This window comes from Prauserella marina (assembly GCF_002240355.1).
In the GTDB taxonomy this organism is placed as follows: Bacteria; Actinomycetota; Actinomycetes; order Mycobacteriales; family Pseudonocardiaceae; genus Prauserella_A; species Prauserella_A marina.
Window position 1 is genome coordinate 1,571,519 of sequence record NZ_CP016353.1, and the last position, 20,995, is coordinate 1,592,513.

A 20,995-nucleotide genomic window follows, 5' to 3' on the forward strand; every position below is an offset into this window, starting at 1 on the left:
ACGCGGTGACATAAGTAAAGTGCTTTCGTCGGCGCCGTCTGTGCTGTCCACGATCGACAGTGCGGCGGCCCCGATGCCGGGATCCGGTGGGCTTCACGCGTCCGACCGTGTTGTCCGGCGGTTATTTTTTCCGTAACCCGGCATCTTCTGGCAGGCTTGTCGACGTGTTGCGGCTTGCAGGAGCGCGGCTGCTCGACGACAAGGATTACCCGGCGGTTCGCGCGGCGCTCGCCGCGGACCCGGTGGGCGCCTGCATGGTGTCCGCACGCATCGAGATCGCCGGGCTCGATCCATGGCGGCTGGGCGGCGAACTGTGGGGGACCGAAGGCAGGCCCTCGCGTGGTGGTGGCCTGCAAGGTTTGTGCTTTTCCGGCCCCAACATGATCCCGTTGCGCGGCACCCCTGCCGCGCTGCGTTCCTTCGCCGACCGCGCGCTGCGGCGGCAGCGCACCTGCTCCTCGCTGGTCGGGCCCTCCGAGCAGGTACTCGGCCTGTGGGACGAGCTGACGACGGAGTGGGGGCCGGCAAGGGAGGTCCGGCACGACCAGCCGCTGATGGCCCTCGACGGCAGGCCGAGGACGAAGGGCGATCCGCGCGTGCGCGCGGTGCGCGTCGAGGAACTGGAGCGCTACCTTCCCGCCGCCATCGCCATGTTCATCGAAGAGGTCGGGGTCGATCCGAGGGCTGGAGACGGCGGAGCGAGCTACCGGGCGAGGGTCGCGGAGCTGATCTCAAGTGGAAGGGCCTTCGCGAGGTTCGACGACGGCGAAGTGGTGTTCAAGGCCGAGATCGGCGCGCTGTCGCGTGGCGTCGGCCAGATCCAGGGCGTGTGGGTGCACCCCGACCGGCGAGGGCAGGGGCTCGGCGTAGCCGGAACCGCCGCCGTCGCCGAGCGGCTCGTCACCGGGATGGGCCGCACCGCGAGCCTTTACGTGAACAGCTACAACGCTCCCGCGCTCTCGGTGTACCGCAAGATCGGCTTCCGTCAGGTCGGCCGGTACGCCACCGTACTGTTCTGAGCCGTTCGGCCCGCCGCCTGGACACGCCGGTGCGGCCGATGTCGGTGGCGCGCAATACCCTGCTTGCGTGCAACGGAGACGTGGCGTGGCCCACCGGGCCGCGAGGGGTGGCAGGGTCGGTGCCGTACTTGTGACCGTGGCGCTCGTCGTGGCCGGATGCGGCGTGTTCGGCGGGAACGGCCCCCAGGAGGTCACCGAGGAGTTCCTCGGCGCGTTCGCCGCTGGCGACACCGCGGCCGCCGCCGCGCTGACCGATTCGCCGAAGTCCGCGAAAGCGGTACTCGACCAGGCTCGCTCGGCGCTGAAGCCGCGCTCGGTCAAGGGCACCGTGCACGAGGCCAAGGAGACGGGGGAGAACTCGGGGGCGGCCGAGGCGAGCGCCGAGTACTCGCTCGCATGGCGGCTCGGCAACGGAGGGCGCTGGGACTACCCCGCGACCGCGAAGCTGCGCACCATCGACGGCGAGTGGAAGCTGCGCTGGTCACCCTCGCTCGTCCACCCCGAACTCGGCGCGCAGCAGACCATCGCGCTGCGCACGCAACCCGCTCCGCTCGCGCCCGTGCTCGACAGGGACGGCGCTCCGCTGCTGCAAACCGACACCGTGGTGAGCGTGCTGGTGGATCCGGAGGAAGCGGGGGAGGAACTGGATTCGGTCGCCGGCGCGCTCGGCTCCGCGCTCAACCCGATCGACGATGGCATCACCAAGCGGTCGGTGCTCGAAGGAATCAAGAAGACCGAAAAGGGCAAGCCCTACGTCGTGGCAGCCCTGCGATCGGCCGACTACCAGCGGGTCAAGCCCGCCATCTACGAGTTGCCCGGCGTACGGTTCACCAGCCAGGAACGCCTGCTCGCCGTCGATAAGGACCTCGGAAGCCAGATACTTCCCGCGATCAGGGGAACCGTGCAGGACAAGGCGGCGGGCACCGAGGGCTGGCGGGTCGTGACCGTAAGCGCGACCGGCGCCGAAGGCGGGGAACTGCACAACGAGCAGCCCAAGCCCGCCGAGGCGTTCACGAGCACGCTCAGTATCGCGGCCCAGACCGCAGCTGAGCGAGCGCTCGATGGAGCGGACGGCTCGGCCATGCTCGTCGCGATGGAGGCATCCACCGGCGAACTGCTCGCCGTCGCGCAGAACGCGAAGGCCGACGAACAGGGCGCGGTCGCGCTCACCGGCCGGTTCCCGCCCGGTTCCACCTTCAAGATCGTCACCGCGGTCGCCGCGCTCACCGCGAACGCGACCACGGCCGACTCCACAGTGGACTGCCCGGCGACGACGACGATCGGCAACCGGCGCATTCCCAACGACAACGAGTTCGCGCTGGGGAAGGTGCCGCTGCACACGGCATTCGCGAGGTCGTGCAACACCACGTTCTCCCAGCTGGCGGCCGGGCTGCCGGCCGACGCGCTCGGCAAGAGCGCGCAGGATCTGGGCATCGGCGCCGACTTCGTCGTGCCTGGCATCACCACCATCACCGGCTCGGCGCCCCGTGCCGAGGATCCGGTGCAGCGGGCCGAGAACGGCATCGGGCAGGGCACGGTGCTGGCGAGCCCGTTCGGGATGGCGGTCGCCGTCTCGACGGTGGCCACCGGCAAAACGCCGACCCCGAGCCTGGTGAGGGGCATGGCTTCCGAGGCGACCAGGCTGGGCGAGCCGGTCAAGCCCGAGGTGCTGGACACCGTCAGGACGATGATGCGCGAGGTGGTCACCGACGGCACCGCGCGGGCATTGAACGACCTTCCCGGGGTTGCGGGCAAGACCGGAACCGCCCAGTTCGGCGACGGCAAGAACGCGCACGGCTGGTTCGCCGGATACCAGGGCGACATCGCGTTCGCCGTGCTCGTCGAGGGTGCGAACTCGTCCTCGCCCGCCGTCGACGTGACCCACCGGTTCCTCGCTGACCTGCGATGAAAGCGCGATCGACCAGTCCGGCGATCGGTACGTCGCGCGGGTCGTAGGCTGGTGGTATGCCCGTTCGTGCCCCATTGCAGTCAGGTGTCCAGGCGCCGCGCCGCGCGGTCCCCGCTTCCATCGCGCGTCCCGAGTACGTCGACAAGCCAGCGCCCAAACGGGACACCGGCAACGGCGTGCGGACCCCCGAGGTCATAGAGGCCATGCGGATCGCGAGCAAGATCGCGGCGCAGGCGCTGGAAGAGGGTGGCAAGGCGGTCAAGCCGGGCAACACCACCGACGACATCGACAAGGTCGTCCACGAGTTCCTGATCGATCACGGCGCCTATCCCTCGACGCTGGGCTACCGCAACTTCCCCAAGTCGTGCTGCACCTCGCTCAACGAGGTGATCTGTCACGGCATCCCCGACTCGACGGTGATCGAGGACGGCGACATCTGCAACATCGACGTCACCGCCTACATCGGCGGAGTGCACGGCGACACCAACGCCACCTTCCTCGCCGGTGACGTCTCCGAGGAGGCGAGGCTGCTGGTGGACCGCACCCGCGAGGCAACGGCTCGCGCGATCAAGGCGGTGCGTCCAGGCAGGCAGCTCAACGTCATCGGCAGGGTCATCGAGTCCTACGCCAAGCGATTCGGCTACGGCGTGGTGAGGGACTTCACCGGGCACGGTGTCGGCCCCGCCTTCCACACGGCGCCGACGGTGCTGCACTACGAGGAGCCCTCCGTCGACACGGTGATCGAGCAGGGCATGACGTTCACGATCGAGCCGATGATCACGCTGGGGACCATCGACTACGACGTGTGGGCCGACGACTGGACCGTCACCACCAAGGACAAGAAGTGGACGGCCCAGTTCGAGCACACCATCGTGGTGACCGAGAGCGGGGCTGAGATCCTCACGCTGCCCTGACCTGGGCTAGGGCCTGTCTGACAATCCCGTTGCCCGCTGCGCGGGGTCAGCGTGGCCCCTCGCCGCGTTGTCGGAAAGCCCGAGTACGACCCGGTACGAGGACTTCCCTCCGCCTTGCGAGGAACCACGCTGATCCCCGCTCGCACGGCAGAGGATTGTCAGCCACGCCCTAGTCGTATTCCTCGCTGCCGCGCGCGAGCAGTTCGTCGAGGAAGCCGCATGCCTCGGCGGCAGCGCGGTCGGCGTCGCCGTCGATGATCGCGGCGAGCAGGTCGTGGTGCCCGATCGACTCGGTCTCCGCCGGTTCGGTCCGTGTGGTGGCCGCGACGCTCGCCGTCACCACCTCGGTCAGCCCCCGGTACAACTCGGCGAGCAGGGTGTTGTGGCTCGCCTCGACGACGGCGAGATGGAAGTCCGCGTCGACGCGCACGTAGGTCTCGTAGTCCTTCGCCAGCCACGCGTCGTCGCGTTCGCCGAGTAGCCGGGTGAGCTCTCGCACGTCGGCGTCGGTCCGCTGGGTCGCGGCGAGCCTTGCGCCCTCGGCTTCGAGCGGCTTGCGTACCTGGAGCACTTCCCTCAGTTCCGTCCCGCACATCTTGCGGACCGCGCCGGACACCTCGCTGGTGGCTCTGACATAGGTGCCGTCGCCCTGCCTCACTTCGAGCAGGCCGCCGTGTGCCAGCGCGCGCACCGCCTCGCGGACGGTGTTGCGGCCGACCTCCAGTTCGGCGACGAGTTCCGGTTCGGTGGGGATGCGCTCGCCGACCGGCCATTCCCCGGTCCTGATGGCTTCCGTGAGCTGGCCGATGACCTGGTCGACCAGGCCGGATCGACGAGTGCTCGCCAACGGCATCTCTACGTCCTCTCAACCGATCATCCTACCTTTTTGTTAGGGTAGCCGACGTGGCTGCTGATCGTGGGACATCCGTCGGTGACAACGTGAGCACGACGCTCACCGATGTCACCGACGCCGACGTCTCCGGCTCCGGGGCCGCTCGTGACACCCGCCTCCGCGGCAGGGCGCTGTTCGGCGGCGGGCTGCTGCTGGCCGTTGCCGTCGTACTCGCGGCCCTCAACCTCAGGCCCTCGATCACCTCGGTCGGAGCCGTCCTCGACGAGATGCGGCTGACGCTGGGTGCTCCCGCCGCGTGGGCGAGCGCGCTGACCACGCTGCCCGGCCTCTGTTTCGCCGTCGCCGGTCTCGCCGCTCCCGCGCTGGCAAGGCGGATCGGTCTGAACGCGGCCATCGGCACGGCGCTGGCCGTGCTCACCGCCGGTCTCGTGCTGCGGGTCGTCAACGGGCCGCTCGTCGTCCTCGGCGGCACACTCGTGGCCAGCGCGGGTATCGCGCTGGCGAACGTCCTCATCCCGGTCGTGGTCAAGGCGTCCTTCGCCGCGCGCATCGGATTGATGACCGGCATCTACACCGCCGCGCTCCAGACCGGCGGCGCGCTCGGTTCCTCGGTCACCCCGCCGGTCGGCGACGCGCTCGGCGGCTGGCGATTCGGGCTCGGCGGCTGGGCGGTGCTTGCCGCCGTCGCGCTCGTGGTGTGGATCGTGGCGACGAGGACGATCCCGGGACGTCCCAAGCTGTCGTCCGGCTCGGTCACGCGCGGCCGGTCGTTGCTGCGCAGTCCGCTCGCCTGGATCGTGACCCTGTTCTTCGGCACCCAGGCGTGCTTCGCCTACATCATGATGGGCTGGCTGCCGCAGGTACTGATGGACGCGGGCGTGACAAGGACCTCGGCGGGATTCATGATGGGCCTCGTGTCGCTCGTCGGGCTCCCGGTGAGCCTGCTGGTTCCGCCGCTCGCCGCCCGCAGGGGAGGGCAGAGCTGGTGGATCGTCGTCCTCGGCGCGTTCGGTGTCATCGGTATCACCGGGCTGATGCTGGCGCCCTCGGCTGCGCCGCTGCTGTGGTCGGTGCTCGCCGGTATCGGCATGAGCGTCTTCTCACTCGCCATCACCACGATCGCGCTGCGGGCCCGCACGAGCGAGGACACGGCGACGTTGTCCGGTATGGCACAGGGCCTCGGCTACTTGCTCGCCGCGGCCGGCCCGTTCGCCTTCGGGGTGCTGCGGGACGTCACGGGAGGCTGGACCGCGTCGTTCGCGCTGCTGCTCGTCGTGGTCATCGGCCAGATGGTGTTCGGCTGGCTGGCCGGCCGCCCCCGCTACGTCTGATCTTCCCGCTCGGTCAGTGGCAGGTTCAGTAGCGCGTTCTCGATGAGCTCCGGCATCGCGGGGTGGATCCAGTACTGGCCACGGGCCATCGAGCGCGCGTCGAGCCCGAAACTCATCGCCTGGATCACCGGCTGGATCACCGTCGAAGCCTGCGGGCCGATGATGTGCGCGCCGAGCAGCAACCCGGTGTCGGGATCGGCGAGCAGTTTCGCGAAGCCCGTCGTGTCCTCCATCGCCCATCCGTAGGCGATCCCGGCATAGTCCTGGGTCGCCGTGACGTAGCGGATGCCGCGCGCCGCCGCCTCGCGCTCGGTCAGTCCCACCGAGGCGATCTGCGGTGAGGAGAACACCGCGTGCGGAACGAACTCGTGATTGGCCTTGACCGGCGAGTCCGGATGCAACAGATTGTGCTGGACCACCCTCGCGTCGTGATTGGCCACGTGCTTGAGTTCCTGCCACGACGAAAGGTCGCCGAGCGCGTAGATGCCCTCCACGGCGGTGCGCTGATACTCGTCGACCTCGACGTGGCCCTTCGCCGACGTCGTCACGCCCGTCTTCGCGACGTCGAGCAGATCCGAGTTGGGCGTGCGCCCCGTCGCGACCAGCAGCAGGCCCGCCTCGACCGTCTCGGCTCCCTCCGGTCCCTCAAGGTCGAGTGCCACCCCGTCGCCGGTGGACCGGGCCTTGACGGTCGTGCGGTTGAGCCGCACGTCGAACCGGTCGCTCGCCAGCTCGGTGAACCTGCGGCTGACGTCGTCGTCCTCGACCCGCAGCAGCGCGCCGGATCGCGCGACGATCGTCACGTCGACGCCGAGCGAGCCGAAGACATGCGCGAACTCGGCACCGACGAAGCCGCTGCCCAAGATGATCATCCGCTCGGGGAGCCGGTCGATGCGCATCACCGTGTCCGACGTGTAGTACGGCAGGTCGGCCAGCCCTTCGATGTCGGGCACGACCGCCCTGCCGCCCGCGGCGAGCACGAACTGGTCGGCCGTCACGACCTCGGTGCTGTCGTCGGCACTGATCACGGTCAATTCCTTGAAACCGGTGAACCGCGCCGTGGCCTCGTACACCGTGACGTTGGCGTTGTTGGGATGGCGGCGGCGGTAGTCGCGACCTCCCGAGGCGATGGGATCGATTCTGCCGAAGACGCGGTCCCTGATGTCCCTCCACCGCACGCCGGTCAGTTCCTCGTCGACCCCGAGCCGTGAGCTGACCGACGGCGTCGCCGCCACGTCTGCCGTGTGCACGAACATCTTGGTGGGGATGCAGCCGACGTTGAGGCAGGTGCCGCCGAACACACCTTTCTCGACGATCGCGACCTTCTTGTCCGCGAAGCGCTGGTCGAGGATCGAGTTGCCCGACCCTGTCCCGATGATCACCAAGTCGTAGTGCGGCACGGCGTTACCCTTCAGACGGTGGTCGGCGCTATCCGTCTACACCAACCCTGTTGCCGGTGGAGTTGTTCCCGAGAGGTGTGTCGTTGGCGAAGCAACGCATCCCCGTCGTACTGGTCGCGGGCTTTCTCGGTTCCGGAAAGACCACCCTGCTCAACCACCTTCTCAACAACACGAGAGGGACCAGGATCGGGGTGGTGGTCAACGATTTCGGCAGCGTCAACGTCGACGCCATGAGCGTCGCGGGCATGGTCGGCTCCATGATGTCGCTGGAGAACGGCTGCCTGTGCTGTTCCGTCGACGCGAGTGGTCTCGACGCCGTCTTCGACAAGCTCACCAGGCCGGGTACCGATCTCGACCTCATCGTGGTCGAGGCGAGTGGTCTCGCCGAACCGCGCGGCCTCGTGCGGCTCGTGCTCGCCAGCGGCAATCCCCGCATCGAGTACGGCGGCCTGATCGAGGTCGTCGACGCGGTCGAATTCGAGGCGACGGCACGCAAGCATCCCGAGTTCGCCACGCAGTTGCCGCTCGCGGATCTCGTGCTGCTCAACAAGGTCGACCGGCTGCCGGACGCCGAGCACGTGCTCGAAACCGTGCGCGCGCACGCTGGCGCGACTCCCGTGCTGCCCACCGTGAACGCCGCGATCGATCCGGAGCTGCTTTTCGACACCGGCGGAGTGCGAAAGCACGAGGGGACGGCGCCGCGCCAGTTGTCGTTCGACGATCTGCGCGAGGATGACTGCGGTGAGCATGCCCACGCGGCATACCAGAGTCTGGTGTTCTCCGTCGATGGCGCCGTGCATCCCCGCCGGTTCGCCGAATTCCTCGAGAACCGGCCGCCCGGCCTCTATCGCATGAAGGGAACCGTCTATTTCGGAGTCACCGGCTACCGCGACCGGTACCTGCTGCACACGGTCGGCGGTTACGTGCGGTTGACGGCGCGGCGATGGGACGCATCCGCGCGAAGGGCTACCGAACTGGTGCTCATCGGCGCCGGAATCGACGCGGATGAACTGCGCGAACGGCTCGGCTCGTGCGAGGAGACCGAGCCAGAGGACGTCGACCCGCAGAACATGCTGCCGGTGCTGCGTTACGCGGAGTCCTGACCGAGGCGCAGCCACGGAAGCCCTGGCGGAACGCCGTCCTCGACGAGCCGCAGCAACGCCGGTACGTCCGCGTGCTGTTCGATGGCGTCGGCGATCCCGTCGAGCATGGCCTGCCTCCTGGCGGCGAAACCGGGGGTGGCGGAGGGTTTCCACGCGACGGCGGCCTGCTCGGCGACCTCCGCGAGCCACGCGCGGCGGAAGTGGTCGTGCTCGAAGATGCCGTGCCACATGGTTCCCCACACCGCGTCCCTGCGAAGGCCGTCGAGGAACGGCTCCGCGCCGCCGGGCACCGGTTCGACGACGCCGTGGTGGATCTCGTAGCCGCCGACCGGATGTCCCCTCCACGAGCCACCGGGGGTGCCGAGGTTCTTGTCGGCGGTGAACCGCACCGTGCAGGGAAGCAGATCGAGGCCGGTCACCGTCCCGGCGCCGGACTCGACGTCGTCGGTGATGACGGAGGCCAGCATCTCGTAGCCGCCACAGATGCCAAGCACGGGACGGCCCAGCGCCGCCCTTTCGGCGACCGCTTTCGCGATTCCCCTTTCCCGTAGCCAGCGCAGATCGTCCACAGTGGCGCGGGTGCCGGGAAGGACGACGACGTCCGCTGCCGCCACGACGTCGGGATCGGCGGTGACGGTGACCGCGACCCCCGGTTCGGCGGCGAGCGGATCGAGATCGGTGGCGTTGGAGACCCGGGGAAACCGCACGGCCGCGACCCGCAATGTCGCGCCGGCGCCGCCCTCGCTTCCCGACCAGCGGGCGATGGCGAGCGCGTCCTCGGAGTCGAGCCACACGCCGGGAAGCCACGGCAGGACGCCGAGTACCGGCCTGCCGGTCACCTCCGTCAGCGTGTGGAGTCCTGGAGCCAGCAGGGCGGGGTCGCCTCGGAACTTGTTGACCAGGAAGGCGGCGACGTGAGCCTGGTCGGCCCGGTCGAGGAGCGCGACGGTGCCGGTCATCGCGGCGAGTACCCCGCCCCTGTCGATGTCGCCGACGACGAGTACGGGCAGTCCAGCCTTCCGGGCGAGGCCCATGTTGACGTAGTCGCCCTCGCGGAGATTGATCTCGGCAGGGCTTCCGGCGCCCTCGCAGATCACGACGTCGAAGCGGGCCCTCAGTTCGGCGAGTGCTTGGTAGGCGGCGTCCGCGAGCGCGCGGCGGCCCGTGGCCCATTCGCCGGCGCGCAGTTCGCCCCACGGCGCGCCCCGCAGTACGACGTGGCTGCGCCGGTCGCTGCCCGGCTTGAGCAGTACGGGGTTCATGGCCGATTCCGGCTGCACTCCGGCGGCGATGGCCTGCAACCATTGCGCGCGGCCGATCTCCGCGCCGTCAGCGCAGACCATGGAGTTATTCGACATGTTCTGCGCTTTGAACGGCGCGACGCGGATCCCTTGCCTCGCCAGCAAACGGCACAGTCCGGCGGCGACCGTCGACTTGCCAGCGTCCGACGTCGTTCCCGCGATGAGCAGCCCGCCTCCCACGTCATCAACGTAGTCCACCCAATCCAGCGACCCCGGCGACGGGCTGATTCCGCCTAAGGTGAGGCTGATCTTTCTTGGCAGAGGGGATATGTATGTCGACAAAACTCCGCCGCGGATTCGTTGCGGCCGTTGCCATGCTGGCCGGTCTGGTGTTCGCGCCCGGTGCGTCAGCCGATCAGCCGAGCGGCATGCAGCCCTACATCGTCGGTGGCGGGGAAGCGTCGGTTACCGACCATCCCTACGCGGTCTTTCTTGTCGACGGCAACGGTAACCAGTTCTGCGGCGGCACCCTCGTCGCCGACGACACCGTGCTCACCGCCGCGCACTGCGCGGTGACCGACAGCGCGTCGCAACTCGGGGTCGTCGCGGGAAGGCAGGACAAGCGCGGCACCGACGGGGTGCAGGTCGGTGTCAGTCGAGTGTGGATCGCGCCCGGTTACGAGGCGCCGACGGGCGGCGGCGACATCGCGGTGCTGAAGCTCAGCGAAACGGTGCCGTACTCGCCGGCGAAGCTGGCCGACGCCTCCGACAGTGAGCTGTACGCGGCGGGAACGCAGGCGACCGTGCTCGGCTGGGGAAGGCTGGAAGAGGGCGGCGACAAGTCCGACACGCTGCGCAGCGCGCAGGTGCCCGTTGTCGACGACGCCACGTGCGGCGAGGCGTACACCTCCTACGACGCGAAGACGATGTTGTGCGCGGGTTACCCCGAAGGCGGAGTCGACGCCTGCCAAGGAGATTCGGGCGGACCGCTGATGGTCGGCGACACGGTCATCGGGGTGGTGTCCTGGGGAGACGGTTGTGCGAAACCGGGCAAGCCCGGTGTGTACACCAGGGTCGCGACCTACGCGGAGGCCGTGTCCCAAGCCTGACCCCTGGGCTGTCGGGCTCGGCCCGTGGAGCTGAGCAAGGCTGGCCCGTGGGGCTGGGCGGGCTTGGCTCGTGGAGTTGAACGGGCCTGATCCGTGGAGCTGAGCGGGGCTGACCCGAGGAGCTGGACAGGCCTGACTGGTGGGGCTGGACGGGCTCGGCGAGGCTTGGCGGGACCTGGCTCGGCCCGTGGGGCTGGACGGACCTGACTCGGCCCCCGTGGGGCTGGACGGAGCTGACCTGTGGGGCTCCGGCCGGGGCCTGGCCGGTGAGGTCGGGCTCGGCTCGGCGAGGCTTGGTCCGTGAGGTCGGTGGGTTTGGCCGGTGGGGCCTGGCCCGTGAGGGCGTCGGCTGCCCTGAGCGCGCGAGTCCTGCGCCCGGGTCGCCGAGTTCCGCGCCCAGGTCGGCGAGTTCTGCACTCAGGTCCGCGAGCTCCGCGCCCGCGTCGCCGAGTTCCGCGCCCGGGTTGCCGAGTTCTGCACTCGGGTCGGCGAGTTCCGCGCCCAGGTCCGCGAGTTCTGCACTCGGGTCGCCGAGATCCGCGCCCGCGCCGCCGAGATCTGCGGGTGGGCGCGTCTGGCCGCGGTGGCGAAGGGCACTCCAGGCCCACGGGCGGGCCCGCCGCCGCGCGGCCGGTAACAGTGGACCGCGCCCAAGCGCGTCAACTCACCGAGCGCGGCTTCGGTGGGGTTGAGGTTGTGGCACCACCTGCCCTGCACAATGGCGAGGTGGCTGATTTCGTCTCCCGCTCGGGTCCGGAGCTGACGCCTGCCGAGTTGTATGCACTCCTTCGGCTGCGCGTCGACGTTTTCGTGGTCGAGCAGAACTGCCCGTACCCCGAGCTCGACGGTAAGGATCTGCTGCCGACCACCCAGCACATCTGGGAGTCTTCGGTCACCGGCGAGGTGACCGGGTGTCTCAGGGTTCTGGGCCCGCTCAGTGAAGCCCAACCGGTGTGGCGCATCGGCCGGGTATGTACCGCTGACTCCGCACGGGGAACCGGTCTCGGCGGCAGATTGATGGAAGCCGCCCTGGCTTTCGCTGGGGATGTCGAGTGCGTATTGGACGCCCAAACCTACGCGGAAGGCTTCTACTCCCGGCACGGTTTCGTGCGCGAGGGTGCCGAATTCGAAGAGGACGGCATCCCGCATGTGACCATGCGCCGCACCCCGTCCCGCTGATCCACTCGCCTCGCCGCCTCGCCGCCTCGCCGCCTCGCCGCCTCGCCGCCTCGCCGCCTCGCCGCCTCGCCGCCTCGCCGCCTCGCCGCCTCGCCGCCTCGCCGCCTCGCCGCCTCGCCGCCTCGCCGCCTCGCCGCCTCGCCGCCTCGCCGCCTCGCCCGGCGTTCGGATGCCGAACGCGGATCTCGCCAGCCCGAACGCGGATCTCGCCGACCTGAACGCGGATCTCGGCGACCGCAATGCGGATCTCGGCGACCCGAGTGCGGAACTCGGCGACGTGGGCGCGGGACTCGCGCACCGGCCTACCCGCCGCGCCCGGCCCACCCGCCGCGCACCGGCCCACCCGCCGCACCGGGCCACCCGCCGCGCCCGGCCCGTACCGGCGCACCCGGGCCACGCGTCAGGGGGTCGACCTCGCGCGCGGAGGGGCCAGCTCGGCGATCACCTTGACCGCCCTGTCCACATCGGACTCAGCGAGATCCGCCCTCGCGGTCAAGCGCAGCCTCGACACTCCGTCCGGAACCGACGGGGGCCGGAAGCACCCCACCCGGATCCCCTGCTCGGCACAGGCTTCCGCCCACCGTTTCGCATCCTCGGCGCCCGGTGCCCGCACCGAAACCACCGCACCGGCCGGAGCGCTCACCCGCAACCCGGCTTCGCGCAGGCCCGCGGCCAGACCGTTCGCCGCCGTCAGCACCTTGTCCGGCAGATCCGGTTCCGCTCGCAGCACTCCGAGTGCCGCGAGCGCCGCCGCCGCGCTCCCCGGCGCCAGCCCGGTGTCGAAGATGAAGCTGCGCGCGGTCTCCACCAGATGCTTGATGACCCGCCTCGGTCCCAGCACCGCACCGCCCTGCGCCCCGAACGCCTTGGAAAGGGTGACGGTGGTGACCACGTCGGGCTGCCCGGCCAGGCCCGCCTCGTGCACGGCACCGCGACCACCTTCGCCGAGCACCCCGAACCCGTGCGCGTCGTCGACGAGCAACGCGGCACCGTGCTCACGGCACACGCCGGACAGTTCGCCGAGCGGGGCGAGATCACCGTCGACGGAGAACACCGAGTCGGTGACCACCAGCGCGCGTGCTTTGCGGCGGGTCGCCAGCGCGTGTGCCACGGCTGAGGGATCGCCGTGCGCGACGGCCGCCACGTCCGCCCTCGAAAGGCGGCAGCCTTCGATGAGCGAGGCGTGGATGTACTTGTCGGTGACGATGGCCGATTCACCGCCGGACAGCGCGGTCACCGCGCCGAGGTTGGCCGTGAAACCGGAGGAGAACACGAGCGCGGCCTGCACGCCACAGAAGCGGGCCAGTTCGTGTTCGAGTTCGGAGTGCAGTTCGGTGGAGCCGGTGACCAACCGCGATCCGGTCGATCCCGCGCCCCAGCGCAGGGTCGCGGCCGCGGCGGCTCCCGCGACCCTCTTGTCCCTCGCGAGCCCGAGGTAGTCGTTGCCCGCGAGGTCCAGTTCGTCACTCGTGGCGCCGCGAGGTCGCAACCGCCTGGTGAGACCGGCTTCGGCGCGGTTGGCCGCCTCGGTGTCGAGCCAGTCGAAAACCTGGTCGGGCTGTGTGGCGTGGATAGCTGGACCGGGTGCGTTCACGCCTGGCAGTCTCGCACCGACCAGGAACCGAGTGGGGAGTCAGGGTGACGGGAAACGAGATGCTTGCGGAGATGCCTGCGGATTGGCGGCGCGCACTGGCTGTCGTCGCACATCCCGACGATCTGGAGTACGGGGGTTCCGGCGCGATCGCCCGCTGGACCGACGAGGGTCGTTCGGTGACGTATGTACTGGCCACCCGTGGTGAAGCCGGTATCGACGGGATGGCTCCCGAGGAGGCGGGCCCGCTGCGCGAGCGCGAGCAAATCGCCAGTGCGGCCGTGGTCGGCGTGCACGACGTGGAATTCCTCGATCATCCCGATGGCGTCGTCGAGTACGGACTGCCGCTGCGCAAGGACATCGCCGCAGCGATTCGCAGGCACAAACCGGAGCTGGTCGTGATGACCAATCACCACCCGACGTGGGACGGCTCGTTCCTGAACATGGCCGATCACCGGCATGCCGGACTCGCCACCCTCGACGCGGTCCGTGATGCCGCGAACAGGTGGGTATTCCGGGAGTTGCTCGCCGATGGCCTCGAACCGTGGTCGGGCGTGCGGTGGGTCGCCGTGTCCGGTTCGCCTCAGCCGACGCACGCCGTCGACATCACCTCGACCATGGACCGCGCCGTGGATTCACTGCGCGAGCACCGCGCCTACCTCGCGGCGCTGGAAGGACCGATGTCCGAACCGGACGGGTTCCTGCGCGAATTCGCCGCCGAAACGGGTAGGCGTTTCGGCAGCGAATTCGCGTGTTCGTTCGAGCTGATCCCGATGTAGATCAGTTGGCCGAGGTGGCCGAGCGCCGCTGCGGGCGTTGTCCCCGGCCGCCCTTGAACTGTCCCTTGCCGCCGTCGCGGTGGTCCCGCCTGCCGCCGAACGGGGGCCTGCCCCTGCCTGCCGGCGCGCCACGCCTGCCGCCGCCCTGGCCTGGCGACCGGGAGGGCCGGTGCTGTTCGACGACGGGCACGCCGCTCGGCGTGCGGGCTCCGGTGATCCGGGCCAGTTCGGTGTCGCCGGGGCGCACCTGCGAGTACTCGGGCCGGACACCGGCCTTGTCGGTCATGCGCCGCACGGCCCTGCGCTGGTCGCGGGTCAGCAGCGTCACGACGGTGCCGGACGCCCCTGCCCGCGCGGTGCGGCCCGCCCTGTGCAGGTAGTCCTTGTGGTCGGCTGCGGGGTCGACGTGCACGACGAGGCTCACGTCGTCGACGTGGATACCGCGAGCCGCGACGTCCGTGGCGACGAGAACGGGGGTCTGGCCTTCTTTGAAGTCGGCGAGAACCCTGTTGCGCTGGCCCTGGGTCTTGCCACCGTGCAGGGCACCCGCCCTGACGCCGTTGGCCCTCAGCTTCGTGGTCAGCCTGTCCACGTGGTGCTTCGTGCGCACGAACATGATCGTGCGGCCGTCCCTCGCCCCGATCTCGGTGATGACCGCCTGCTTCTCTTCCTTGGCGACCTGGAGCAGGTGGTGGTCCATGGTGGTCACGCTCGCGGTCACCGGGGCGACCGAGTGTGTCACCGGGTTGGTCAGATACGCCTTCACCAGGCGCTCGACGTCGCCGTCGAGGGTCGCGGAGAAGAGCAGCCGCTGGCCGTCCTTCGGGGTCAGGTCGAGGATTTCCCTCACCTGGGGCAGGAAGCCCATGTCGGCCATCTGGTCGGCCTCGTCGAGTGCGACGAACTGCACGGCGCCCAGCGAGCAGGTGCCTTGCCTCACATGGTCGGACAGCCTGCCGGGAGTGGCGATGAGCAGGTCGATTCCCCTGGCCAGCATGTCGGCCTGGCGGCTGAACGACATGCCGCCGACGGCGGTCCTGCACCAGAGGCCGAGCGATTTGGCGAGCGGGATGAGCGCGTCGGCCACCTGCATGGCCAGTTCGCGGGTGGGGACGAGCACGAGCGCCCGGGGTTGCTTGGGCCTAGCCTTGCCGCCGTCGAGCCGGGAAAGCAGGGCGAGGCCGAAGGCCAGTGTCTTGCCAGAGCCGGTCTGCGCGCGGCCGAGTACGTCCCGGCCTGCCAGCGCGTCGGGCAGGGTCGCCGCCTGGATCGGGAACGCTTCCGTCATTCCGCCCTGCTGCAGCTCACGCAGCAGCGGCTTCGGAAGGTTCAGGTCAGCGAACGATGTTGTTGTCACGCATTGCCTCTCGGACGTGGTACGTCGCAAGGAGGCCCGGCCGTCCGCTGGGCGGACAGCTCGCGTTGCTTGTGCGAATGGGCGTTCACAAGGACGAACCCGGCGCGCGGTATCGCGCGCCAAACTGATGGGTGGAGCACCGCGCTAAGAGCCACCTGGCTTGGCGGTGCTCCACTACTCTACCTCAGGGCAGCAGCGCGCTCCGGCGCAGGTTCGTGATGAGCGGTGCCGGGTCGCCGATGTCGGGCGGCAGTCCGCGCGCCGCGAACCAGTTCGCGACGTTGTGTACGTCACGCTCAAGGAACTCGCCCCCGCGCGGATTGCCGGTCAGGTCGACGATCTGCGGCAGATCGATGAGCACGGCCTGTCCATCGTGGACGAGCACGTTGTAGGGGGAGAGGTCGCCGTGGCAGAGCCCTTCTTCGGCGAGGCGTTCGAGCGCGGAGCCGAGCTGGTGCCACAGGTCACGCAGTTCGTCGCCGCGAGGACGGAGTTCGGCCAGCCGGGGCGCCGCCGTTCCGTCCGGGGTGCCGAGGAATTCCAGCAGGAGTTCGGTCCCCGTGCGCTGCACCGGGTACGGGACGGGGACCCCGAGTGTCCACAAACGACTCAGCGCGGAGAACTCGGCGGCTGCCCACTGCTCGGCGATCAGGTTGCGGCCGAACGCGCTGCGCGAGCGCATGGCCCGCATTTCCCGAGACCGCCGTACTTTGCGGCCTTCGAGGTAACCGGCGTCGCGATGGAAGAGCCGGTGTTCGTCGCCACGGTAGCGTTTCGCGGCGAGCAGACATTCCTTTGTGCCGTCGGGAAGGCCGCGGCGAAGAAGGTGAACGTCGGCCTCCTTGCCGGTCTTGAGCCTGCCGAGTTCGGTGTCGACGGCGCCGAGTTCGGTGACCACCCACCACGGGTGGGGCTCGGGACCGTGCCCGCCCGTGTCCCAGGTCGACCAGCGGTCGGCGCCGCCGGGCAACGCGGTCTCGGTGTAGGCGTCGGCGCGTAGCGCGGCCAGGCGTGCGCGCTCGTCCTCGGTGAGGCGGCCACGCCGGTTCGGTGCCGGTTCGTCGTCGAAAACGGGTTTGCGTGGTTTCCCGCGGTCGCGGTACCGCTTGCGTCCGGTGTCGCCGAACTCGGAGAACCGGTCGAACTCAACTGAGTCGTCGAAGTTGCCGAAGCCGCTGTGGGGCATGGGGGAAAACTCCAGGGAGTCGGGCCCCGCCGGATGGATCAGCGCGATACCGGGTTACGGCAGGGCAGGAAGGTAGGCGACGGAACCGCCCCTGACAGTGATGGTCATGAGGCACCTCCTTCGTGGTCGCCGACTGCCCGCCGGACCGATCTGCGTTCGGTGACACTGTCGCCGAGGACGGGGAGTGGGCGCAACTCATTTACCGGTCCGTGGCGCCGGGCGGCCGTGCGCGCGCCGATGGGGCAGGCTGGCGGAATGCGGATCGTCGTCATCGGATCGGGAATCGCGGGAGCCGCGACCGCTTACCAGCTCGCGCGCCGGGGCGCGGAGGTCGTGGTGGTCGAGGCGGGAAGGGAAGGCGCCGCGACAGCGGCGGGGGCGGGAATCGTCTGTCCGTGGACCTCACGCAAACTCGGCGAAGCCGAATTGGAGTTCGCCGCCCGCGCGGCCGCCTACTACCGGTTGCTCGTGGAACAGCTGACCGAGGACGGCGAGGAGGACACGTCGTTCGAGATCGTCGGCGGCATGGTCGTGTCGGCCGATGAGGCCGAACTCGCCGAGACCAGTTTGCGGGTGAGCGCGCGGGCCGTCGACTGGCCGCAGGCCGGGGTGGTGCGGCGGCTCGATCCAGCTGAGGCGCGCACGCTGTTCCCTCCGCTCGCGCCGGGTCTGGGCGGCGTGCTGGTGCCGGGCGCGGCGAGGGTGGACGGCCGGAAGTTGCGCACATGCTTCGTGCGGGCGGCCCAGCGGCACGGCGCGCGGATGGTCAGGGGACAGGCCGCCCTGAGCCTGTCCGGCGGCAAGGTCGGCGGTGTTCTCGCCGGTACCGAGCTGGTCGAGGCCGACGCGGTCGTCGTGGCGGCGGGGGCGTGGAGCGCCGAACTGCTCGCCCCGCTCGGGATCCGGATCGGTGTCGTCGCGCAGCGTGGCCAGATCAGCCATGTCGGGCTGCCCGGCACCGACACCTCGGCGTGGCCGGTAGTGCTGCCCGTGTCGAGTCACTACCTGCTTGCCTTCGGTGATTCCCGCGTCGTCGCCGGTGCGACGAGGGAGGACGGCTCCGGATTCGATCACCGGGTCACCGTCGCCGGTCAGCGAGAGGTGCTCGACGAGGCGCTGAAGGTCGCGCCGGGGCTCGCGGACGGCACCCTGCTGGAGACGAGGATCGGCTTCCGGCCGGTGAGTCTCGACGGCCGTCCCCTGCTCGGTGCGGTGCGGGGGCATCCGGAGGTGCTGGTGCTGAGCGGCTTCGGGCCGAGCGGGCTGACGATCGGTCCCTACGCCGCGAGCCTCACGGCCGCGCTTGCCCTCGGCGAACAGCCGGGGATCGACGTCAGCGCGTTGCGGCCGGACCGGTTCACTCGGCCGTGAGCAGTTCCAGTTCCCGCTGGCCCGTGCGCTCGACCGGAATACCGGCCTTGGCCGCGATCCGCGCCAGTCCATCCACAGTGGAGGGTTCGGCTCGGCTCGCGGCCAGTGCGGCGGCGAGCTTTCCCTTGTACGCCTTGTTGTGGTGACTGACCGTCTTGCGCCGTCCCTGCCGGTCCTCGGTGACCACGCGGACGGTCACGGCGCCGGGGACCTTCGCGAGCGCGGCGTAGGTACCCGAGCGCAGGTCGACGATCAGCTCGTCCACCTCGGCGAGCGCCGGTTCGAGAACGGGTTTCCACAGTGTTCGCAACGTCGCGAAGCCGGGAAGGTTCGTGTTGCCGGACAGCCGGTAGGCCGGAATGGAGTCGTCGGCACGGGCGAGACCGAACAACGCCGAGGCGACGACGAGCCGCCGCTGCGCCCTGGCCAGCGCGCCTTTCGGGAAAGCGGTGATGTCGAGCGCGTCGTAGAGCACGCCGGTGTAGCGGCGCAGCGCGGGTGTCGTGGGTGCGCTCCACAGCCGCGCGTTGCGGGACACCTCGTCGGTCTGCCGCGGGGAAAGGCCGAGGGCGGCGAGACTCGCTTCCGGATCACCGGCGAGGTCGGTCAGCGCGTCGGCGAGCTTGCGGCGTACCGGGTTCAGCTCGGGGAACGACAGCCGGTCGAGGTCGAGCGGTGGTCCCTCCCCGCCTTCGGCCTTGGTCTCGGAGGGAGGAAGCAGAACGAGCACGGGCACCAAGGGTAGCCGCGCCCGCCCTTTTCGGGCATGTCAGGCGCGCGAGTGCGGATCTCGCCGTCCTGGACGGGGGACTCGCGGGTCCGGCAAATACCGGTTGGAGCAGCTGAGGGGCGGTTGACTACCCTTCGTCCATCGTCTATTTCCACTAGGAGCACACCGTGATCACCAGGATGTCGTCGCTGTTCCTGCGCACCCTGCGGGAAGACCCGGCCGACGCCGAGGTCCCCAGCCACAAACTGCTGGTGAGGGCGGGCTACGTCCGGCGGGTCGCTCCTGGTGGGTACTCCTGGCTGCCGCTGGGGCTGAAGGTCCTGCGCAGGATCGAGGCGATCGTGCGCGAGGAGATGGAAGCCATCGGCGGTCAGGAGATCCAGTTTCCCGCGCTGCTGCCGAAGGAGCCCTACGAGACGTCCGGAAGGTGGACCGAGTACGGCCCCAACCTGTTCCGGCTCAAGGACCGCAAGGGCGCCGACTACCTGCTCGGCCCCACGCACGAGGAACTGTTCGCGCTCACCGTCAAGGGCGAGTACAACTCCTACAAGGACTACCCGGTGACGCTGTACCAGGTGCAGACGAAGTACCGGGACGAGGCGAGGCCGAGGGCGGGCGTCCTGCGCGGTCGCGAGTTCGTCATGAAGGACTCCTATTCCTTCGATCTCGACGACGCGGGGCTCGACGCCTCCTACGCGCGGCACAGGGCCGCCTACATCAGGATCTTCGAACGGCTCGGGCTCGACTACGTGGTCGTGTCGGCGACCTCGGGTGCCATGGGCGGCTCGGCGTCGGAGGAGTTCCTCGCCGTCGCCGACACCGGTGAGGACACCTACGTGCGCAGCACGGAGTCCGGGTACGCGGCCAACGTCGAAGCGGTCGTGACGCCGGCGCCGCCGGAGCGGGCGGTGGAGGGCAGGCCGGAAGCACAGGTGCACTACACGCCCGGTACCCCGACGATCGAGACCCTGGTCGATTTCCTGAACGGGGCGGGGCTCGGCCGTACGTTCACCGCGGCCGACACGCTCAAGAACGTGCTCGTCAAGCTCCGTGAGCCGGGCGAGAAGGAGTGGAAGCTGCTCGGCATCGGCCTTCCAGGGGACAGGGAGGTCGACCTCAAACGCCTTGAGGCCGCTGTGGAACCCGCCGAGGTCGCACTGCTGGACGAGGCCGACTTCGCGGCGAACAAGTTCCTCGTCAAGGGCTACATCGGCCCGGGAGCGCTCGCGGCGGCCGGTGTGCGCTACCTCGTGGATCCCAGGGTGGTGAAGGGCACCGCGTGGGTCACCGGTGCCGACAAGGCCGACCACCACGTCGTCGATCTGTTGTGTGGCAGGGACTTCATGCCCGATGGCACCATCGAGGCCGCTGAGGTGAAGGAGGGTGACGCCTCGCCGGACGGGCAGGGTACGCTCGTGGCCGCCCGCGGCATCGAGATCGGCCACATCTTCCAGCTCGGCCGCAAGTACACCGACGCGTTCCAGGTGGACGCGCTCGGACCCGATTCGAAGCCCGTCCGGATCACCATGGGCTCCTACGGCATCGGCATCTCGCGGCTGGTCGCCGTGATCGCCGAGCAGCACCACGACGAACTCGGCCTGGTGTGGCCGCGCGCGGTGGCACCGGCCGACGTGCACATCGTGATCGCGGGCAAGGACGAGACGGTCGCCGAAGGCGGCGAGCGGATCGCCTCGGAACTGTCGGACCGAGGCGCGCGCGTGCTGCTCGACGACCGCAAGGCGAGCCCTGGCGTGAAATTCGCCGACGCGGAACTGGTGGGTGTTCCCACGATCCTCGTCGTCGGAAGGGGGCTCGCGAACGGCGTGGTCGAGGTCAAGGACCGGGGCAGCGGGGAGAGGGTCGAGGTCCCTGTCGACGGCGTCGTCGACCACCTGCTCGGCTTGCTGGGCAAGTAAGGCCGGG

General features: G+C 69.7%; 17 protein-coding genes. 10 read left to right on the top strand and 7 right to left on the bottom strand.

Annotated elements, in window-relative coordinates; all coding sequences use genetic code 11:
• The first annotated feature begins 164 nt into the window (after positions 1-164).
• From BAY61_RS07200 to map, 3 genes are all read left to right on the top strand, one after another.
• Positions 165-1,019, top strand: a complete 855-nt coding sequence (locus BAY61_RS07200) for a GNAT family N-acetyltransferase (protein ID WP_091800853.1) — start codon at positions 165-167, stop codon at positions 1,017-1,019.
• 85 nt (positions 1,020-1,104) lie between these two features.
• Positions 1,105-2,928 carry a penicillin-binding transpeptidase domain-containing protein gene (locus tag BAY61_RS07205; RefSeq protein WP_091800139.1) on the top strand — a complete coding sequence of 608 codons (1,824 nt, stop codon included), beginning with the start codon at positions 1,105-1,107 and terminating at the stop codon, positions 2,926-2,928.
• 56 nt (positions 2,929-2,984) lie between these two features.
• Complete coding sequence (gene map, locus BAY61_RS07210; RefSeq protein ID WP_091800142.1) at positions 2,985-3,842, top strand: type I methionyl aminopeptidase; 858 nt, start codon at positions 2,985-2,987, stop codon at positions 3,840-3,842.
• A 169-nt stretch (positions 3,843-4,011) separates the two neighbouring features.
• On the opposite strand, the gene BAY61_RS07215 is transcribed toward map, so the two are convergent.
• On the bottom strand, positions 4,012-4,695 hold the full coding sequence (locus tag BAY61_RS07215) for a FadR/GntR family transcriptional regulator (protein WP_091800145.1): 684 nt from the start codon (positions 4,693-4,695) through the stop codon (positions 4,012-4,014).
• A gap of 170 nt (positions 4,696-4,865) precedes the next feature.
• On the opposite strand from BAY61_RS07215, the gene BAY61_RS07220 reads away from it, so the two are divergent.
• Positions 4,866-6,026, top strand: coding sequence for a CynX/NimT family MFS transporter (locus BAY61_RS07220; protein ID WP_245866172.1), 1,161 nt, complete (start codon positions 4,866-4,868; stop codon positions 6,024-6,026).
• Here BAY61_RS07220 and BAY61_RS07225 read toward each other — a convergent pair.
• Positions 6,017-7,426, bottom strand: a complete 1,410-nt coding sequence (locus tag BAY61_RS07225) for a mycothione reductase (RefSeq protein ID WP_091800151.1) — start codon at positions 7,424-7,426, stop codon at positions 6,017-6,019. The two genes, BAY61_RS07220 and BAY61_RS07225, sit on opposite strands and share 10 nt — an antisense overlap.
• Before the next feature lie 83 nt (positions 7,427-7,509).
• Between BAY61_RS07225 and BAY61_RS07230 the strand changes: the two genes are divergently transcribed.
• Positions 7,510-8,529: a CobW family GTP-binding protein gene (locus tag BAY61_RS07230; RefSeq protein WP_091800859.1), complete on the top strand. Its 1,020-nt coding sequence runs from the start codon at positions 7,510-7,512 to the stop codon at positions 8,527-8,529.
• Here BAY61_RS07230 and BAY61_RS07235 read toward each other — a convergent pair.
• Entirely contained in the window at positions 8,514-10,010 is a 1,497-nt protein-coding gene (locus BAY61_RS07235) for a cobyric acid synthase (protein WP_091800856.1), read from the bottom strand. The genes BAY61_RS07230 and BAY61_RS07235 overlap by 16 nt on opposite strands.
• Before the next feature lie 92 nt (positions 10,011-10,102).
• On the opposite strand from BAY61_RS07235, the gene BAY61_RS07240 reads away from it, so the two are divergent.
• Together BAY61_RS07240 and BAY61_RS07245 are read left to right on the top strand one after the other, a co-directional pair.
• Positions 10,103-10,879, top strand: coding sequence for a S1 family peptidase (locus BAY61_RS07240; protein WP_091800154.1), 777 nt, complete (start codon positions 10,103-10,105; stop codon positions 10,877-10,879).
• 726 nt (positions 10,880-11,605) lie between these two features.
• The gene (locus BAY61_RS07245) at positions 11,606-12,058 is read left to right on the top strand and encodes a GNAT family N-acetyltransferase (protein WP_091800863.1); all 453 of its coding nucleotides are present in this window, start codon (positions 11,606-11,608) and stop codon (positions 12,056-12,058) included.
• A 400-nt stretch (positions 12,059-12,458) separates the two neighbouring features.
• Here BAY61_RS07245 and BAY61_RS07255 read toward each other — a convergent pair whose 3' ends face one another.
• Positions 12,459-13,652, bottom strand: coding sequence for an 8-amino-7-oxononanoate synthase (locus BAY61_RS07255; protein ID WP_091800156.1), 1,194 nt, complete (start codon positions 13,650-13,652; stop codon positions 12,459-12,461).
• Between the two features lie 59 nt (positions 13,653-13,711).
• Here BAY61_RS07255 and BAY61_RS07260 point away from each other — a divergent pair, with 59 nt between their 5' ends.
• A complete protein-coding gene (locus tag BAY61_RS07260) occupies positions 13,712-14,428 on the top strand; it encodes a PIG-L deacetylase family protein (RefSeq protein WP_091800866.1) in 717 nt (238 codons plus the stop codon).
• A 1-nt stretch (position 14,429) separates the two neighbouring features.
• On the opposite strand, the gene BAY61_RS07265 is transcribed toward BAY61_RS07260, so the two are convergent.
• Together BAY61_RS07265 and BAY61_RS07270 are read right to left on the bottom strand one after the other, a co-directional pair.
• Complete coding sequence (locus tag BAY61_RS07265; RefSeq protein ID WP_091800159.1) at positions 14,430-15,815, bottom strand: DEAD/DEAH box helicase; 1,386 nt, start codon at positions 15,813-15,815, stop codon at positions 14,430-14,432.
• Between the two features lie 154 nt (positions 15,816-15,969).
• On the bottom strand, positions 15,970-16,971 hold the full coding sequence (locus tag BAY61_RS07270) for a serine protein kinase RIO (protein ID WP_091800162.1): 1,002 nt from the start codon (positions 16,969-16,971) through the stop codon (positions 15,970-15,972).
• Positions 16,972-17,226: 255 nt separating this feature from the next.
• Here BAY61_RS07270 and BAY61_RS07275 point away from each other — a divergent pair, with 255 nt between their 5' ends.
• The gene (locus tag BAY61_RS07275; RefSeq protein ID WP_091800164.1) at positions 17,227-18,342 is read left to right on the top strand and encodes an NAD(P)/FAD-dependent oxidoreductase; all 1,116 of its coding nucleotides are present in this window, start codon (positions 17,227-17,229) and stop codon (positions 18,340-18,342) included.
• Here the strand turns inward: BAY61_RS07275 and yaaA are convergent.
• Positions 18,329-19,072 (bottom strand): peroxide stress protein YaaA, encoded by a 744-nt coding sequence (yaaA, locus tag BAY61_RS07280; protein WP_091800869.1) that lies wholly within the window; start codon positions 19,070-19,072, stop codon positions 18,329-18,331. The genes BAY61_RS07275 and yaaA overlap by 14 nt on opposite strands.
• A gap of 167 nt (positions 19,073-19,239) precedes the next feature.
• On the opposite strand from yaaA, the gene BAY61_RS07285 reads away from it, so the two are divergent.
• Positions 19,240-20,988 (top strand): proline--tRNA ligase, encoded by a 1,749-nt coding sequence (locus BAY61_RS07285; protein ID WP_091800167.1) that lies wholly within the window; start codon positions 19,240-19,242, stop codon positions 20,986-20,988.
• Positions 20,989-20,995 lie beyond the last annotated feature (7 nt).

Bases quoted from the DNA above. Each gene is read 5' to 3' on its own strand.
- BAY61_RS07260 (WP_091800866.1), top strand. From the start codon at position 13,712: ATGCTTGCGGAGATGCCTGCGGATTGGCGGCGCGCACTGGCTGTCGTC.
- map (WP_091800142.1), top strand. From the start codon at position 2,985: ATGCCCGTTCGTGCCCCATTGCAGTCAGGTGTCCAGGCGCCGCGCCGC.
- BAY61_RS07240 (WP_091800154.1), top strand. From the start codon at position 10,103: ATGTCGACAAAACTCCGCCGCGGATTCGTTGCGGCCGTTGCCATGCTG.
- BAY61_RS07215 (WP_091800145.1), bottom strand. From the start codon at position 4,695: ATGCCGTTGGCGAGCACTCGTCGATCCGGCCTGGTCGACCAGGTCATC.
- BAY61_RS07275 (WP_091800164.1), top strand. From the start codon at position 17,227: ATGCGGATCGTCGTCATCGGATCGGGAATCGCGGGAGCCGCGACCGCT.
- BAY61_RS07270 (WP_091800162.1), bottom strand. From the start codon at position 16,971: ATGCCCCACAGCGGCTTCGGCAACTTCGACGACTCAGTTGAGTTCGAC.